Annotated in this window: 16 protein-coding genes; 11 read left to right on the forward strand and 5 right to left on the reverse strand. The window is 36.8% G+C overall.

Annotated elements, in window-relative coordinates; translation table 11 throughout:
• The first annotated feature begins 22 nt into the window (after positions 1–22).
• Positions 23–1,396, forward strand: coding sequence for a siroheme synthase CysG (cysG, locus tag ACGH6R_RS07825; protein WP_220216374.1), 1,374 nt, complete (start codon positions 23–25; stop codon positions 1,394–1,396).
• 148 nt (positions 1,397–1,544) lie between these two features.
• On the opposite strand, the gene narL is transcribed toward cysG, so the two are convergent.
• Positions 1,545–2,198 carry a two-component system response regulator NarL gene (narL, locus tag ACGH6R_RS07830; RefSeq protein ID WP_220216375.1) on the reverse strand — a complete coding sequence of 218 codons (654 nt, stop codon included), beginning with the start codon at positions 2,196–2,198 and terminating at the stop codon, positions 1,545–1,547.
• Positions 2,199–2,201: 3 nt separating this feature from the next.
• Entirely contained in the window at positions 2,202–4,025 is a 1,824-nt protein-coding gene (narX, locus tag ACGH6R_RS07835) for a nitrate/nitrite two-component system sensor histidine kinase NarX (protein WP_267358864.1), read from the reverse strand.
• A 216-nt stretch (positions 4,026–4,241) separates the two neighbouring features.
• Between narX and rplU the strand changes: the two genes are divergently transcribed.
• The 4 genes from rplU to cgtA all read left to right on the forward strand — a co-directional run bounded on the left by rplU (position 4,242) and on the right by cgtA (position 7,045).
• Positions 4,242–4,550 (forward strand): 50S ribosomal protein L21, encoded by a 309-nt coding sequence (gene rplU / locus ACGH6R_RS07840; protein ID WP_025314436.1) that lies wholly within the window; start codon positions 4,242–4,244, stop codon positions 4,548–4,550.
• 15 nt (positions 4,551–4,565) lie between these two features.
• Positions 4,566–4,826 (forward strand): 50S ribosomal protein L27, encoded by a 261-nt coding sequence (gene rpmA, locus ACGH6R_RS07845; RefSeq protein WP_025314437.1) that lies wholly within the window; start codon positions 4,566–4,568, stop codon positions 4,824–4,826.
• A gap of 84 nt (positions 4,827–4,910) precedes the next feature.
• Entirely contained in the window at positions 4,911–5,876 is a 966-nt protein-coding gene (locus ACGH6R_RS07850; RefSeq protein WP_220216377.1) for a DMT family transporter, read from the forward strand.
• Positions 5,876–7,045 (forward strand): Obg family GTPase CgtA, encoded by a 1,170-nt coding sequence (gene cgtA, locus ACGH6R_RS07855; protein ID WP_411599320.1) that lies wholly within the window; start codon positions 5,876–5,878, stop codon positions 7,043–7,045. Before ACGH6R_RS07850 ends, cgtA begins: the two co-directional genes overlap by 1 nt.
• Before the next feature lie 322 nt (positions 7,046–7,367).
• Here the strand turns inward: cgtA and ACGH6R_RS07860 are convergent, their stop codons facing one another.
• From ACGH6R_RS07860 to nth, 3 genes are read right to left on the reverse strand one after another with little or no spacing between them, the layout of a single operon-like run.
• Positions 7,368–7,736, reverse strand: a complete 369-nt coding sequence (locus ACGH6R_RS07860; RefSeq protein ID WP_411599321.1) for a hypothetical protein — start codon at positions 7,734–7,736, stop codon at positions 7,368–7,370.
• 32 nt (positions 7,737–7,768) lie between these two features.
• Positions 7,769–8,299: an endonuclease SmrB gene (gene smrB / locus ACGH6R_RS07865; RefSeq protein WP_411599323.1), complete on the reverse strand. Its 531-nt coding sequence runs from the start codon at positions 8,297–8,299 to the stop codon at positions 7,769–7,771.
• A 6-nt stretch (positions 8,300–8,305) separates the two neighbouring features.
• Positions 8,306–8,944 carry an endonuclease III gene (gene nth / locus ACGH6R_RS07870; protein WP_220216381.1) on the reverse strand — a complete coding sequence of 213 codons (639 nt, stop codon included), beginning with the start codon at positions 8,942–8,944 and terminating at the stop codon, positions 8,306–8,308.
• Positions 8,945–9,216: 272 nt separating this feature from the next.
• Here nth and putP point away from each other — a divergent pair, with 272 nt between their 5' ends.
• The 6 genes from putP (at position 9,217) to hisS (ending at position 15,923) form a co-directional block, all read left to right on the forward strand.
• Positions 9,217–10,704 (forward strand): sodium/proline symporter PutP, encoded by a 1,488-nt coding sequence (gene putP, locus ACGH6R_RS07875; protein WP_065558621.1) that lies wholly within the window; start codon positions 9,217–9,219, stop codon positions 10,702–10,704.
• A gap of 68 nt (positions 10,705–10,772) precedes the next feature.
• Positions 10,773–12,044, forward strand: a complete 1,272-nt coding sequence (gene tyrS / locus ACGH6R_RS07880) for a tyrosine--tRNA ligase (RefSeq protein WP_220216382.1) — start codon at positions 10,773–10,775, stop codon at positions 12,042–12,044.
• A gap of 3 nt (positions 12,045–12,047) precedes the next feature.
• A complete protein-coding gene (gene pdxY, locus ACGH6R_RS07885) occupies positions 12,048–12,914 on the forward strand; it encodes a pyridoxal kinase PdxY (RefSeq protein ID WP_065558623.1) in 867 nt (288 codons plus the stop codon).
• Positions 12,915–12,981: 67 nt separating this feature from the next.
• Positions 12,982–13,425 carry a helix-turn-helix domain-containing protein gene (locus ACGH6R_RS07890; RefSeq protein ID WP_065558624.1) on the forward strand — a complete coding sequence of 148 codons (444 nt, stop codon included), beginning with the start codon at positions 12,982–12,984 and terminating at the stop codon, positions 13,423–13,425.
• 86 nt (positions 13,426–13,511) lie between these two features.
• The gene (gene ispG / locus ACGH6R_RS07895) at positions 13,512–14,621 is read left to right on the forward strand and encodes a flavodoxin-dependent (E)-4-hydroxy-3-methylbut-2-enyl-diphosphate synthase (protein ID WP_267350370.1); all 1,110 of its coding nucleotides are present in this window, start codon (positions 13,512–13,514) and stop codon (positions 14,619–14,621) included.
• A gap of 24 nt (positions 14,622–14,645) precedes the next feature.
• On the forward strand, positions 14,646–15,923 hold the full coding sequence (hisS, locus tag ACGH6R_RS07900; RefSeq protein WP_267350372.1) for a histidine--tRNA ligase: 1,278 nt from the start codon (positions 14,646–14,648) through the stop codon (positions 15,921–15,923).
• Positions 15,924–15,929 lie beyond the last annotated feature (6 nt).

Consider the following 15,929-nt stretch of genomic DNA (forward strand, 5'->3'; position numbering starts at 1 on the left):
AAAGGATATATATTGAGGTTTTATGGATTATTTTCCACTATTTTGTAAGTTAGAAAATCGGGATTGTCTGTTAGTCGGGGGTGGTGAAATCGCTGAACGAAAAGCTCGGCTATTACTCGAAGCAGGTGCAAAGTTAACGGTTAACGCACTTGAATTTAATGAGCAATTTTTATGTTGGCAAGCGCAAAACCAGTTGATATTACAGCAAGGGGAATTTAATGCACAACTGCTTGATAATAAATGGTTAGTCATTGCAGCGACCGATTGTCCTAAAACCAATCAAACCGTCAGTCTCGAGGCTGAAAATCGCCGTATCTTTTGCAATGTTGTCGATTCGCCGAAAGATGCTAGTTTTATTATGCCTTCGATTATTGATCGTTCACCAATTATGGTTGCTGTGTCATCAGCAGGGCATGCGCCGGTTTTAGCTCGTCTATTACGAGAAAAACTAGAATCAATATTGCCTCAGCACTTAGGTAAATTAGCGCAATATGCGGGTTATTTACGAAATAAAGCTAAGCAAACCTATAAAACGCTCACAGAACGCCGTCGATTTTGGGAAAAGCTTTTTACTCATGATAGATTGGCACAAGCCATTGCCAATAATGATTCTGAACAAGTTGAAACACTAACCAATGAGTTATTTAATTTATCACTGGATCATCGTGGTGAAGTGGTTTTAGTGGGCGCAGGTCCCGGTGATGCAGGCTTACTGACTTTGAAAGGATTACAGCAAATCCAACAAGCCGATATTATTGTGTATGATCGATTGGTTTCGGATGAAATTATGAATCTTGTCAGGCGGGATGCTCAGCGTATATTTGTTGGCAAACGGGCAGGGTATCACTGCGTGCCACAAGAACAGATTAATCAAATTTTGTTAGAACAAGCGCAAAAAGGGTTACGTGTTGTCCGTTTAAAAGGGGGCGATCCGTTTATTTTTGGGCGAGGGGGCGAAGAGCTGGAAACGTTGTATAATGCTGATATTCCATTTTCAGTTGTACCGGGAATCACTGCTGCATCGGGGTGTTCTGCATACAGTGGTATCCCTTTAACACATCGAGATTATGCGCATAGTATTCGTTTAATTACCGGGCATTTGAAAGATGGTAGTCATCTTGATTGGCAAAGTTTAGCGGCTGAAAAGCAGACCTTAGTGTTCTATATGGGGCTGTCTCAAGCTGAAAATATTAGTCAACAATTAATCAAACACGGTATGAATGCTAATACGCCCGTCGCTATTGTTGAGGAAGGTACCAGTACCAAACAAAAAGTGGTAACAGGTTTGCTTGGTGAGTTAGCTAAAATCGCTTTGCAAGCATGTAGTCCAAGTTTGATTATCATCGGGCCTGTTGTTGCATTACGAGAAAAACTCAATTGGTTTTCAAATCATTAATTTAAACAGGCAAGTCTATTACTTTACAGCATAATGGTCTTGCCTGTTATCTAAACGTATACTGCCTTATATCATCATAATTTAAGGGATGACAGCTTTTAAACTTTTCGATCGAGTTAAGTATAATCAATTATCTTTAATTAATGCATTACTCTTTGCTCTGTAAATACCATACGGTCATTTCCATGCGTGATTTAAAATTTAATTTTTTAAAGATACTTTTTACATGTACTTTTACGGTACTTTCAACAATATCCAGATCTTTGGCAATGCGTTTATTCGAAAGCCCTTGCACTAGCAGATTAAATATTTCATGTTCTCGAGGCGTTAATAAGTTTATATCGTGAATTTGTTTGGTTGTTGGTTCGCCGCTGTGTCGCATATAGTGAAGGATAATATGCGAAATTGCTTCATCCATAATGATTTTACCTTCCGCAATATCTTTTAGCGCTTTAATAAAATCTTCTGGCTCCATATCCTTTAACAGGTAACCATCCGCTCCACTTTTGAGTGCGGTAATGATATCTTCTTTGGCATCCGATACCGTGAACATAATGATGCGACTGGAGATATTTTTTTCCCGTAAATAGCGTAGTATTTCTAACCCACTAACATTTTGAATATTGATATCCAGTAAGATCATATCGGGATCGAGCTTTTCAGCGAGTTTTATCCCTTCCGTTCCAGACCCCGTTTCGCCAATCACTTCAAAATGGCTAACGGTATTGATTAATTGTTTTACACCATTTCTAAGCATAGGGTGATCGTCAATAAGTAGTATCGAACTTTTTATCTGGTCCATGGGTTATTCTTCTATTATCGTAAATGGAATGGTCTTATTGGCTTTAAATATTACCATAACTTGCGTGCCTTTTTGTGGCTCAGTATTAATTGTTAGATTACCATTTAGGATTTCTGCTCTGTCTCGCATAATCACCATACCATAATGATTATCCTGCTTAACATCAGTTTGAAAACCAATACCATTATCGCTAACACTGACTGTGATAATCTGATTATCATCAATGGTTAACGCAATGATAACGTGTGATGCTTGTGCGTGTTTGTACACATTGTTTAGCGCTTCTCGAATAAATTGTAATAAATGAAAAGCATGTTTGCTTTTAATGATATTGAGCGGTAATTGATATTCAAGTTGGATATTAAATTTTAGTTTTTGGTTAAACTCTTCAATCATCTCCATTAAGCTAGCATAAAAACCTGTTTGATTGAGCCGCAAACGAAAAGAGGTTATTAATTCACGTAACTGCGAATAGGTGATATTGACCTCTTTTCGCATTGTTGCTAATAGTTCAATACTACTTTGTGATGTCAAATCAGATTGCATTTGTAGACAGCTAAGATGTATTTTTAAACAGGATAGTGATTGCGCAATTGAATCATGCAACTCTCTTGCCATTGCTGATCGCTCTTTCATTAATAAATACTGCTTTTGTTGCTCTATTTGTCGATCGAGCATCATTGCCGTGGACATCTGCTCGATAAGTCCTGTTATTAAGTTTTCCTGCTCGTCGCTAAGGGTAACATCTGTCGGTTGAATGGCAAATAATATGCCATATTTTTCACCATTGTCTTGAAGATACCAATAACGTTGAAATCCATGTTGTTGAGAATGCTTTGATTCGGTTAAACAAGCACAGCAATGCGGATTTTGGCAGAAAGGTAATTTCTGCTCATTGTCATAACTAATTTGTTGGTAATGTTCAGGGTTTTCCGATTCATAAAATCGGATTTGAAATTGAGTGAGTGGTACAAGTTCTTCTAATTGACGTAAAATCATTAAAAAACGTTCACATAATGGCTTTGATGTATGGAGCTGTTTGGTGGCGTGATATTGAAATGAGATGATGTTATTAGTTTGTTGCAATTCAGCCGTTTTTTCAGCCACCCGTTCTTCAAGGATTAAATATTGAGATTCGATTTGATCAGACATGTTATTTAACGCTAACCCTAACAAATCGAATTCATTTTTTCTGGAACGTAGCGGAAAACGTTCACTAAAATTGTGTTTTGAAATAGCCTGAGCCATATTAATCAGTTTGCGCCAAGGGGCGAGAAGATAACGACGCAAATAGTAAATCTGAGCAATAAGAAAGACCACAATAATGATAATAAATAATTGTTGCAGACGAGAAATATAATGAATCTGGTTTTCGGTCTTCTGATCGATCTTATGTACTAAATAATTGGTTTTGATAACAAATTGATCGATATCCGTTTTTATCTCATCGATGTTTTTGGCTTGTGCAATTTTTATCGCAATTTCAGTACGCCATTTATTATGTAACTCATTGAATTCATCTATTAAATCATAACGTTCAAAAAGGGCTAATTGTTGCTTTGACGACGTTATTTCACTAAAAATATTTAAACGGTCATTATCATGTTTATTAAGGGGAACCATTGATAAAAGTTGATAACTTTTCATACGAATTAGCCCTAATTGATTAATCATATAAGCGCTACCTTTGGTATCATTAGCGACTTGAATAGATAGCGATAACGCAATTAACGCAATGGTGCCTAAAAAACACATTAATAGCGACAAACGATTAATAATTGAAGCATGATAGCGAGTTTTATTATTGGTTGTTTTAGTACTCAGCATAGAATTACAATAAATTAACTAAGAAATAATGATTTATCCGTATTGTAACGCTAAAACGATATCTTGCTGATCTTTTTTGTAACTTTTTGCGATCTTTTAGTAAAGACTGCTTGCAACAAGGATAAATTTTGCGTAAAATTCACGCCCTATAAGATTAATCAATGCAGACATATATGCTAAATCAGGAATAGTCTGCTTTTTATTGCGGAGTTAAGTATGTACGCAGTTTTCCAAAGTGGTGGTAAACAACACCGAGTCAGCGAAGGACAAGTCGTTCGCTTGGAAAAAATTGAAGTCGAAACAGGTGCAGAAGTTGTTTTCGATAAAGTTTTAATGGTAGCAAATGGTGAAGACATCAAAGTTGGTGCTCCGTTTGTTGAAGGTGCAACAATTAAAGCAGAAATTGTTGAGCACGGTCGTGGCGATAAAGTGAAAATTGTTAAATTCCGTCGTCGTAAACACTATCGTAAACAACAAGGTCACCGTCAGTGGTTCACTGATGTGAAGATCACTGCAATCGCTTAATAGGAGTATCGAACAATGGCACATAAGAAGGCTGGTGGTTCATCACGTAATGGTCGTGATTCCCAGAGTAAACGTTTAGGTGTTAAACGTTATGGTTCTCAAGAAGTTCTTGCTGGTAATATTTTAGTACGTCAACGTGGAACTCAATTCCACCCAGGCACTAATGTAGGTTGTGGTCGTGACCATACCTTATTTGCTTTAATTGACGGACAAGTAAAATTTGAAGTTAAAGGACCTAAAAACCGTCGTTATGTTAGTGTAATTGCTAACAGCTAATAAAAAGCGGTTTAACGTTTATGGAAGCCTCACAGCTATTGTGGGGCTTTTTTCATTTCTTGAATTCATATAATATTAGTTAATATGATAAAACAGCAAAATGTTAAATTAGGTTTTGCCTTAGCCATGTTAACAGCGGTTATGTGGGGGCTAGTGCCGATTGCAATGAAATATGCATTGGTGGTTATTGACCCATTAACGTTAGCGTGGTCTCGATTGGCAATTTCTGCCGTCGGTATTACGATATGGTTAGCTTATAAAAAACAATTTCCTAATTTAGCGATGTTTAAAAAACGTCGACGTTTTATCTTATTAATGATTGCCGGATTTGGATTACTTGGTAATTTTGCGTTATTTGCAAGTTCTGTTCAGTATCTTTCTGCGACAACGGCTCAAGTTGTAGGTCAAATGGGTATTGTAATTTTTATGATTTCAAGTGCGTTTGTTTTTAAAGAGCGATTAAGACCAACGCAAATAATGGGTATTTCGGTATTGCTAATTGGATTAGGACTATTTTTTAATAAAAATATTACCGTTCTATTTGCTAATATATCGACTTATGGCATTGGTGTTTGGCTTGCTTTACTTGCTTCAATTTCATGGGCAGCTTATGCATTGGCACAAAAAGTGTTATTACGTAAATTACGTGCAGAACAGTTACTTTGGCTAATTTATCTTATTTGTACGGTATTTTTATGGCCATTGGCATCGCCAACAAAAATCGCTCATGCCGATGCAACGCAGTTATTTGCCATTATCTTTTGTGGTTTAAATACCATTATTGCTTATGGCGCATTAGTTATGGCAATGGAACGTTGGCAAGCTGCACAAGTTAGTGCAATTACCACATTATCACCGTTGTTTGCATTAATTTTTTCAGATTTATTTGCCGTAATTTGGCCAGAAAAATTTGCTATGCAGTATTTAAATATTTTAGGTTATATTGGCGCAGTATCAGTCGTTGCTGGTGCGATGTTTGCCACAATTGGGCACTATTTATGGCATCCAAGAAAAGGCTGGCTAATTAACCAGAAGAAAGAGGAAGAATAATGAAATTTGTAGATGAAGCTTCAATCCGAGTCGAAGCCGGTGATGGTGGCAATGGTTGCGTAGGTTTTCGTCGAGAAAAATACATTCCCAAAGGTGGCCCTGACGGTGGTGACGGTGGTGACGGTGGTGATGTCTATTTTATTGCCGATGAAAATCTCAATACTTTGGTTGATTTCCAATTTGAAAAAAATTATCGGGCAGAGCGTGGGCAAAATGGACAAGGTTCAGATTGTACCGGTAAAAGAGGCAAAGATATTACCGTAAAAGTGCCCGTTGGAACTCGAATCACAGACAAATATACGGGTGAAATTATCGGCGATTTAACGCATCATCAACAAAAAGTGTTAGTCGCAAAAGGTGGGTTTCATGGCTTGGGTAATGCACGATTTAAATCTTCAGTGAATCGGGCTCCAAGGCAAAAAACCGATGGTACGCCCGGTGAAAAACGTGATGTACTGTTAGAATTATTGCTACTTGCTGACGTCGGTATGCTTGGTTTACCTAATGCCGGTAAATCCACATTTATTCGATCAATTTCAGCAGCTAAACCGAAAGTCGCTGATTATCCGTTTACGACTTTAGTGCCAAGTTTAGGCGTGGTAAGAATGGATAATGAGCAAAGTTTTGTTGTTGCGGATATTCCGGGATTAATTGAAGGTGCTGCGGACGGTGCTGGTCTGGGTATTCGTTTTTTAAAACATCTTGAACGTTGTCGAGTTTTAGTGCATTTAATTGATATTGCACCAATTGATGAATCTGATCCTATTGAAAATGCGAAAGTCATTATTCAAGAACTTCATCAATATAGTGAAAAACTTGCCAATAAACCTCGTTGGTTGGTATTCAACAAAATGGATGTTTTAGGTGAAGAAGAAAGTGCTAAACGTGCTGCCGAAATCGCTAAAGCATTGGATTGGGATGACAAATATTATGTTATTTCAGCGGTCAATCATGAAGGGGTAAAAGCTTTATGTTGGGATCTGATGGATTATATGAATGCTCATCCACGTGAAGAAGAGCAAGAAGAAACATCACCAGAAAAAGTTGAATTTATGTGGGATGATTATCACCAACAAGCTATGGATGAGGCTTTTGATGACGACGACGATGATTTTGATGATTGGGATGAGAGTGACGAAGAAGGGGTTGAATTCATCTATCAAAAATAGTAATAACCTAAAATAAGTTAAACTTATCACTTCAAATTATCAACTAAAAAATCAGCATTGCTAAAATACAGGGTGACATAGCCCTGTATTCCTCTCTATTATTCTCACGCTAACACAATGATTTCATATTAAAAAACTTTTATTTTAAATTTTTTCTGTTTTTTTGAAAAAAGTCAAAAAAAACGCTTGCTTTTAATAATGAGAATTATTATCATTAAGATGTACTTGATTAGAGCGTCGCAAGACTTCTGAAAAAGTATGACATTGCTCACATTGCTTCCAATGTTTGCCAGCCTAGCGCAACTATGCTGGCTTTTTTATTTTAAAGTGATTTTAAATCCGATGTTTTGATAACTAATTGATCGTCAATAACCATTTTCCATTGACCGTCCTCAAAATAAGGAGGCGTACTTACTTTAAATAAAGAATTTAAACCTAAAATCCCTACTTTAAAATCATCACCAATAAATTCTTGTATCGGTCCTTTAATGGTTGTCGTCACCCCATCTTTTTTATAATTGTAATTAACTCTGGCGTCTTTAGCTATACTTATCACCATATATTCACCTTGCCATGTGCCAATATAGTTACTTTTTTCGGGTGGAATTGCATCAAGTTCGTTACATGCAGTAATAAAGATGGCAAGTATTAGAAGTAGATAAACATGTTTTATTTTCTTTAATAATTTCAAGTTGTTATTCCCTATGTGTTTAACATTTATTTTTAGTTATTAATTGTATCAAATAAAATAAGTAATGCTGCACTGCCGCCAAATTCTTTCGGTGCTTGATGAAAACAAATGATATTAGGATGCTGGGCTAACCACATTGGCGTCTGTTTTTTTAAGATGTTTTTACCATGTCCATACATGATACAAGCACAATGTGCGTTTTCGCTTAAGCAAGCAGTAATAAGCGATGCTATTTCTTTTTTCGCTTCTTGCTGTGTTAATCCATGTAGATCTAAAAAAAATTCAGGTTCATAAAATCCACGACGTAATTTTTTAATCTCATAAGGATCGGCGTTGTCATGACTATAACGAATGGGATCGTCTTGTAAGAGTGGTTGATAATCATCCGAAAAATAAAACTCAGCATGATTTTTTTCGTGTTGTCGTTTTTCAATCGCAATGGCTTTTTGAGACCGTTTTAAGGGTTTATGAACAACGGTATCTTGTGCAAGTTTTTGGGTATTGCCAATGCTACTTTTGAATAAGTTTATCTCTTCTTGAGTTAATTTAAATTTTTCAGTCATTGATAATTACTCTGGGTAAACTTTTTGTTTGAATTCACATAAATCTTCAATCACACAAGCCCCGCATCGAGGTTTTCTGGCGATACAAGTATAACGTCCATGCAAAATTAACCAGTGGTGACAATTTATTTTGTACTCTTTGGGTACCACTTTCAATAATTTTTCTTCCACTGCCTCAACGGTTTTTCCGGGTGCAAAGCCTGTGCGATTGCTGACACGAAAAATATGAGTATCAACCGCAATCGTTGGCCAACCAAAAGCCGTATTTAGCACTACATTCGCTGTTTTTCTGCCTACACCGGGTAATGCGATTAATGCATCAAAATTTTCTGGCACTTGACCTTGATATTTCTCAACTAAAATCTGACAGGTTTTGATAATATTATCTGCTTTACTATTGTATAAGCCAATGGTACGGATATAACTTTTGAGCTTATCAACCCCAAGCGCTAAGATTTGTTCCGCTGTATTAGCAATTGCAAATAAAGGTTTGGTTGCTTTGTTTACACTCACATCGGTTGCTTGTGCAGAAAGAACAACAGCAATGAGCAATTCGAAAGGGGTTTGATAAACAAGTTCAGTTGTTGGATCTTTAATGTGATCTTTTAATCTTTCTAAAATTTGAATACGAGTTGATTGTTTCACAGAGTATGATAAATATAAATAACATGCCTGATATTATATACTTTATTTGTATAAATATTGTAGGTTAAATTTAATTTTTAGCTAAAAGTCACTTTATGCGACAATAATTAAAATTACGGCAAAATAACAATCTCAATGACCTATCTGAAAAATTTTAGCGTGACGGATTGTCAGCTTAGTTATATTCATTCATCGCCTGCTTTTTAGCATGTGGTTTTTATGATAAGCTACTCCACTATTTTTTAATTTCATCAACAAGGTTTTTTAGAAATATGTCCTTACCAATGATTGTCACCTTTGCTATATACATTTTAGGAATGATTGCGATCGGTTTTTTTGCCTTTCGATCAACGCAAAACTTTGGTGATTATATTTTGGGGGGGCGCCGTATTGGTAGTGTTGTCACTGCGCTTTCGGCTGGCGCTTCGGACATGAGTGGTTGGCTATTAATGGGGCTGCCAGGGGCTGTTTTTTTATTCGGTATTTCGCAAAGTTGGATTGCAATTGGTTTGATAATTGGGGCTTACTTAAACTGGTTACTGATTGCCGGTCGGTTACGTGTTTTTACTGAAATTAATCATAATTCCTTGACCTTACCCGACTATTTTGCTCGCCGATTTGATGATAAAAGCGCTTTGCTGCGTATTATTTCAGCGGTAATCATTCTTATCTTTTTTACGATTTATTGTGCATCAGGCGTTGTTGCGGGTGCAAAACTTTTTGAAAGTACCTTTGGAATGAGTTATGGTTGGGCAATGTTAGCTGGTGCTGGCGCAACAATCGCTTATACTTTTATAGGTGGTTTTTTAGCGGTCAGTTGGACGGATACTATTCAAGCGAGTTTGATGATGTTTGCACTTATCTTAACTCCCGTTATGGTTATGGTGAACGCAGGTGGTTTTACCGATGCCTTAGCAAATATTGAATCGCTCAATCCTGATTATACCAACATCTTTGCTCACATGGATTTTATCGCTATTATTTCATTGCTTGGCTGGGGGCTTGGCTATTTTGGGCAACCGCATATTTTAGCTCGCTTTATGGCGGCTGACTCACATGATGTGATGAAAAATGCCCGTCGAATTAGTATGACTTGGATGATTTTATGTTTAGGTGGTGCAATAACGGTAGGATTTTTTGGTATTGCTTTCTTTGCTAATCATCCAGAGTTTTCAGATCTCATTAATAACGGTAAACATGAACGTATTTTTATCGAGTTATCCAAATTACTGTTTAATCCATGGGTTGCTGGTGTTTTATTAGCGGCGATTTTGGCTGCGGTGATGAGCACGTTAAGTTGTCAGTTACTCGTCTGTTCAAGCGCATTAACGGAAGATTTTTATCGAGCCTTTTTTAGACCGAAAGCAAAACAACGTGAACTTGTTTGGGTTGGACGAATTATGGTTTTACTGGTATCGGTCATTGCCATTTTGTTAGCAATTAACCCTAATAATAGTGTCTTAGATTTAGTTAGTCATGCATGGGCAGGATTTGGTGCTGCCTTTGGCCCCATTATTGTGTTTTCAGTATTTTGGTCACGCATGACACGCAATGGCGCTCTAGCAGGTATGATTACAGGAGCGGCAACAGTATTGCTTTGGATTAATTTTAATTGGTTTAATCTTTATTCACTTATTCCGGGTTTCTTATTTGCGTCTTTAGCGATAGTAATCTTTAGTTTATGTGATAAAAAACCGAATGAAATAGTGGAAGATCATTTTAAACAAGCGTATAAACGTTATCATAATAAAGTAGAATAGATTTCAATAAAAATAGAGTTATCCAAAGTCAAATTTCAACGTAATAAAATTTTTATAGGTAAAATAACATGACAAAAAATGTGATCAAACAACTGCAAGAGCGAGGATTGATTGCTCAACTGACAGATGAAAAAGCACTCATGGAACTAATTGAACAAAATCCCATAGCGCTTTATTGTGGTTTTGATCCCACGGCTGATAGTTTGCATCTAGGTCATTTGGTACCATTACTTTGTTTAAAACGCTTTCAGTTAGCCGGTCATAAACCGATTGCGCTTGTTGGCGGCGCAACAGGTTTAATTGGTGACCCGAGTTTTAAAGCCGTTGAACGTAAATTAAATACTCAAGAGACTGTTGTTGAGTGGAGCGAAAAAATTAAACAACAAGTTTCTCCATTCTTAGATTTTAATTGTGGTGCAAATGCAGCGATTGTCGCTAATAACTATGATTGGTTTGGTGGCATGAATGTATTAACTTTTTTACGTGACATTGGTAAATATTTTTCAGTTAACGCCATGATTAACAAAGAATCAGTCAAACAACGTATTGATCGTGATGAAGCTGGGATTTCATTTACTGAGTTTTCTTACAGTTTATTACAATCTTATGATTTTGCTTGTTTAAATAAAGATCATAATGTGGTGTTACAAATTGGGGGATCAGATCAATGGGGTAATATTACTGCCGGTATTGATTTAACTCGTCGATTACATCAAAAACAAGTTTATGGTTTAACGGTTCCTTTAATTACCAAATCTGACGGTACAAAATTTGGTAAAACGGAAAGCGGTGCGGTTTGGCTTGACCCTAAAAAGACCAGTCCATATAAATTCTATCAATTCTGGATTAATACCGCTGATGCTGATGTTTATCGTTTCTTAAAATTCTTTACTTTCATGTCATTAAATGAAATTGATGCACTTGAAGAAGAAGATAAAAATAGCGGTGTGGCACCAAGAGCACAATATGTTCTTGCTGAAGAGGTCACACGCTTAGTCCATGGTGAAGAAGGCTTAATGGCAGCCAAACGGATCACTGAAAGTTTATTCTCAGGAAAATTAGCCGATCTATCTCAAGCCGATTTTGAACAATTGGCGCAAGACGGTATGCCAACGATTACGGTTGAGGGCGATATTGATTTGCAACAAGCGATCGTTAATGCACAGTTTGCACCGTCAAGAGGCCAAGCCAGAACAATGATTGAATCTAATGCGATTTCAGTTAATGGTGAACGTAACGCGACAACAGATTATCATTTTTCACAAGAAGATAAGCTTTTTGGACGTTATACATTACTTCGTCGAGGTAAGAAATATTACTGCTTACTAATTTGGAGTTAATTTATGAAAAATATACTATCTATTCAGTCACATGTTGTATTTGGTCATGCAGGTAATAGTGCTGCTGTATTCCCTATGCGTCGTGTGGGAGTAAATGTATGGCCTTTAAATACTGTGCAATTTTCAAATCATACGCAATATCGTCAATGGACAGGCACGGTAATGCCAGCATCACATTTAACTGATATCGCCGATGGCATTAATGCCATCGGTGAACTTAAACGATGTGACGCAGTATTAAGTGGTTATATGGGATCCCCTGAACAAGGTAGTGCCATAACCGAAATAGTAAAAAAAGTAAAAGCTGTAAATCCCAATGCAATTTATCTTTGTGATCCTGTTATGGGGCATCCTGAAAAAGGTTGTTTTGTTGCGCCTGGCGTATCTGAATTTTTGTGTAATACTGCATTACCGATAGCAGATATGATGGCGCCTAATATTTTGGAGCTAGAAGAGTTAAATGGAAAACAGCCAATTAATAACGTTGAAGAAGCGGTATTTGCATGTAAAGCACTTTGTAAAAAAGGGCCTAAAGCGATTTTAGTTAAACATTTAAGTCGTGCGGGATATCGTAAAGATCGTTTTGAAATGTTACTCGTCACAGAACATGAAGCATGGCACATTGAGCGCCCTTTAGTTGACTTTGGCGTGAGACAGCCTGTTGGTGTAGGCGATATGACGAGTGGATTGTTTTTAGCGAATATTTTGCTTGGTAAATCGCTGGTTGAGGCGTTAGAACATACCACTTCTGCGGTTTATGCTGTTATGCTTGAAACCTTGAAACTCAATGAATATGAGCTTCAATTAGTTGCCGCTCAAGATGAAATAGCAAAACCTTCACAATGGTTTAATGCGAAAAGAATTGATTAATTTTAAAAATATGTAAAAATGGATCCAATTTAATTTATTTTTAATTCTTAACAAAAATGAGGGGATGATGGAAGACAATATTTCTTTGGGTAAGATGCTTTCCAATTTACGTAATAATATGGGATTAACTCAAGAAGATATTGCCAATAAGATCCATGTTCGAAAGGCAGTGGTCGAAGAAATTGAAAACGATCAGCGAGTTCATGCCCCTCTTGTCTTTGTTAAAGGTTATATTCGTTCTTATGCTGAAATTGTTGGTTTATCTGAGGACGAGTATCAACCTTATCTAGAAAAAATGTCAAAGCAAAATGCATCCGAAACAAAAATAAAGCAACTCATTCCTGCCCTTGAACCTAGAAAAAGAGGAAAGCGGATTTTATTTTTTAGCTTATTTGTAGTGGTTTGTATAGTTGGTGTAACTATTTATTATTTTAATAAAGAAAGTAAAAATAATTATGTAGAAGTGAGTCATTACATTTCGCCATCATCATCGAATCACGTTAACAGTTAGCAAATTTTCTTACTCGTATACAGACATTTGATGCAAATCTTGTTAAGATCACAAGCTAGTTATTTTGTTATATCATTAGGCGTGTTATGAGTCATCAGGATTCACCGATAATCAGACGAGAATCTACCCGAATTTATGTCGGCAGTGTACCTATTGGTGGTGGTGCGCCCATTGCCGTTCAATCCATGACGAATACCCGTACGACGGATGTTGAAAAAACTGTTGCTCAGATTCAAGCACTTGAGCGAGTAGGTGTCGACATTGTTCGTGTGTCGATTCCAACAATGGATGCGGCAGAAGCGTTTAAATTGATTAAACAACAAGCGAAAGTGCCACTTATTGCAGATATTCACTTTGATTATCGTATTGCTTTGAAAGTAGCAGAATATGGCGTGGATTGTTTAAGAATTAATCCGGGAAATATCGGTAATGAATCAAGAATTCGAGCAGTTGTTGATTGTGCTAAAGATAAAAATATTCCAATAAGAATTGGGGTTAATTCCGGATCACTTGAAAAAGATATTCAAGAAAAATATGGCGAACCTACGCCACAAGCAATTGTAGAATCAGCGATGCGTCATGTTGACATTTTGGATAGGCTTAATTTCGACCAATTTAAAGTGAGTGTGAAAGCGTCAGATGTATTTACGGCGGTGGATGCCTATCGACTTTTAGCTAAACAGATAAAACAACCTCTACATTTGGGGATTACTGAAGCTGGTGGCGTTCGCAGTGGTGCAATTAAGTCGGCAATAGGTTTAGGTTTGTTATTATCTGAAGGTATTGGTGATACATTGCGTGTCTCTTTAGCCGCTGATCCCACTGAAGAAGTTAAAGTCGGTTTTGATATATTAAAATCATTGAGAATTCGATCTCGTGGTATCAACTTTATTGCTTGTCCGACCTGTTCAAGACAAGAGTTTGATGTCATTAATACAGTCAATACGTTAGAACAACGTTTAGAAGATATCATTACACCAATGGATGTATCGATTATTGGTTGTGTTGTTAATGGGCCAGGTGAAGCTTTGGCTTCAACGATGGGTGTTGCTGGCGGTCATAATAAAAGTGGCTTTTATGAAGATGGTGTACGTATTGGTCGTATTGATAACGAACAGATGATCGATGAACTGGAAGCAAAAATTCGAGCTAAAGCATCAATACTAAAAAACAGAATTGCAGCAACTGAACTATAATTTTATTAGATAGCGAATACATAAATGACAGAGAAAAAAATCCAATCTATACGGGGAATGAATGACTTACTCCCAACAGATAGTGCGAGTTGGCAACAAATTGAAAAAATTGTTAAAGGTGTTCTAAATAGCTATGGCTATAATGAGATAAGAACCCCCATTGTTGAAGATACTGCGCTATTTAAAAGAGCCGTCGGTGAAGTGACGGATATTGTCGAAAAAGAGATGTATACTTTTAATGACCGTAATGATGAAAGTATCACTTTACGTCCCGAAATTACTGCGGGTTGTGTTCGTGCGGGCATTGAGCATGGGCTTTTTTATAATCAAGAACAACGTCTATGGTATTTAGGGCCTGCATTTCGTTACGAAAAACCGCAAAAAGGTCGCTATCGCCAATTTCATCAATTTGGGGTTGAAGTTTTTGGGCTTGAAGGACCTAATATTGATGCTGAACTGATTTTATTAACCGCAAGATTCTGGAAAGCACTTGGTATACAGGATCACACTTCGTTAGAATTAAATTCAATTGGCTCTCTTGAAGCTAGAGCGAACTATCGTCAAGCACTCGTTGATTTTCTTGAACAACATAAAGATAAATTGGATGAAGACTGCTTACGTAGAATGTATACTAATCCATTACGTGTACTCGATTCGAAAAATCCAGTCGTACAAGAATTACTTAATCAAGCGCCAAAACTATTTGATTATTTGGATGCGGAATCGAAAGAACATTTTGAAGGCCTGTGTCGTTTACTGGATAAAGCAGGAATAAAATACAATATTAATCAAAGATTAGTAAGAGGATTAGACTATTACAATCGTACAGTATTTGAATGGGTAACAAGTAGCTTAGGTGCTCAAGGTACTGTTTGTGGTGGGGGGCGTTATGATGGATTAGTGAGCCAGTTAGGTGGTCAATCAACGCCAGCTGTTGGTTTTGCAATGGGACTTGAACGATTAGTTTTACTTGTTCAAGCTGTCAATCCTTCATTAAATCGAGATAATTCGATTGATATTTATATGATCTCCTCGGGAGATGAAAACACGATTTCAGTAGCACAATGTGTTGCTGAATTATTACGTGACGGTTTACCTGATAAACGAATTGTGACTAATTATGGAACGTCTAATTTTAAGAAACAATTTGCCAAAGCAGATAAATTAGGTGCTAAAATAGCGGTTATTGTTGGTGAAAACGAGTTAGCGAACCAAACGGTAACTATCAAAAATTTACAAACAGGTGAACAAACTGAAGTCGCGCAAAGCGATATTGTTCAAACTTGTTTGGCAATGATATAAATCTAA

Source organism: Gilliamella sp. CG13, assembly GCF_046635805.1.
Taxonomy (GTDB): domain Bacteria; phylum Pseudomonadota; class Gammaproteobacteria; order Enterobacterales; family Orbaceae; genus Gilliamella; species Gilliamella apicola_I.

Coding starts and splice junctions, on each gene's coding strand:
- cysG (WP_220216374.1), top strand. CDS start 23: ATGGATTATTTTCCACTATTTTGTAAGTTAGAAAATCGGGATTGTCTG.
- narL (WP_220216375.1), bottom strand. CDS start 2,198: ATGGACCAGATAAAAAGTTCGATACTACTTATTGACGATCACCCTATG.
- narX (WP_267358864.1), bottom strand. CDS start 4,025: ATGCTGAGTACTAAAACAACCAATAATAAAACTCGCTATCATGCTTCA.
- rplU (WP_025314436.1), top strand. CDS start 4,242: ATGTACGCAGTTTTCCAAAGTGGTGGTAAACAACACCGAGTCAGCGAA.
- rpmA (WP_025314437.1), top strand. CDS start 4,566: ATGGCACATAAGAAGGCTGGTGGTTCATCACGTAATGGTCGTGATTCC.
- ACGH6R_RS07850 (WP_220216377.1), top strand. CDS start 4,911: ATGATAAAACAGCAAAATGTTAAATTAGGTTTTGCCTTAGCCATGTTA.
- cgtA (WP_411599320.1), top strand. CDS start 5,876: ATGAAATTTGTAGATGAAGCTTCAATCCGAGTCGAAGCCGGTGATGGT.
- smrB (WP_411599323.1), bottom strand. CDS start 8,299: ATGACTGAAAAATTTAAATTAACTCAAGAAGAGATAAACTTATTCAAA.
- putP (WP_065558621.1), top strand. CDS start 9,217: ATGTCCTTACCAATGATTGTCACCTTTGCTATATACATTTTAGGAATG.
- tyrS (WP_220216382.1), top strand. CDS start 10,773: ATGACAAAAAATGTGATCAAACAACTGCAAGAGCGAGGATTGATTGCT.
- pdxY (WP_065558623.1), top strand. CDS start 12,048: ATGAAAAATATACTATCTATTCAGTCACATGTTGTATTTGGTCATGCA.
- ACGH6R_RS07890 (WP_065558624.1), top strand. CDS start 12,982: ATGGAAGACAATATTTCTTTGGGTAAGATGCTTTCCAATTTACGTAAT.
- ispG (WP_267350370.1), top strand. CDS start 13,512: ATGAGTCATCAGGATTCACCGATAATCAGACGAGAATCTACCCGAATT.
- hisS (WP_267350372.1), top strand. CDS start 14,646: ATGACAGAGAAAAAAATCCAATCTATACGGGGAATGAATGACTTACTC.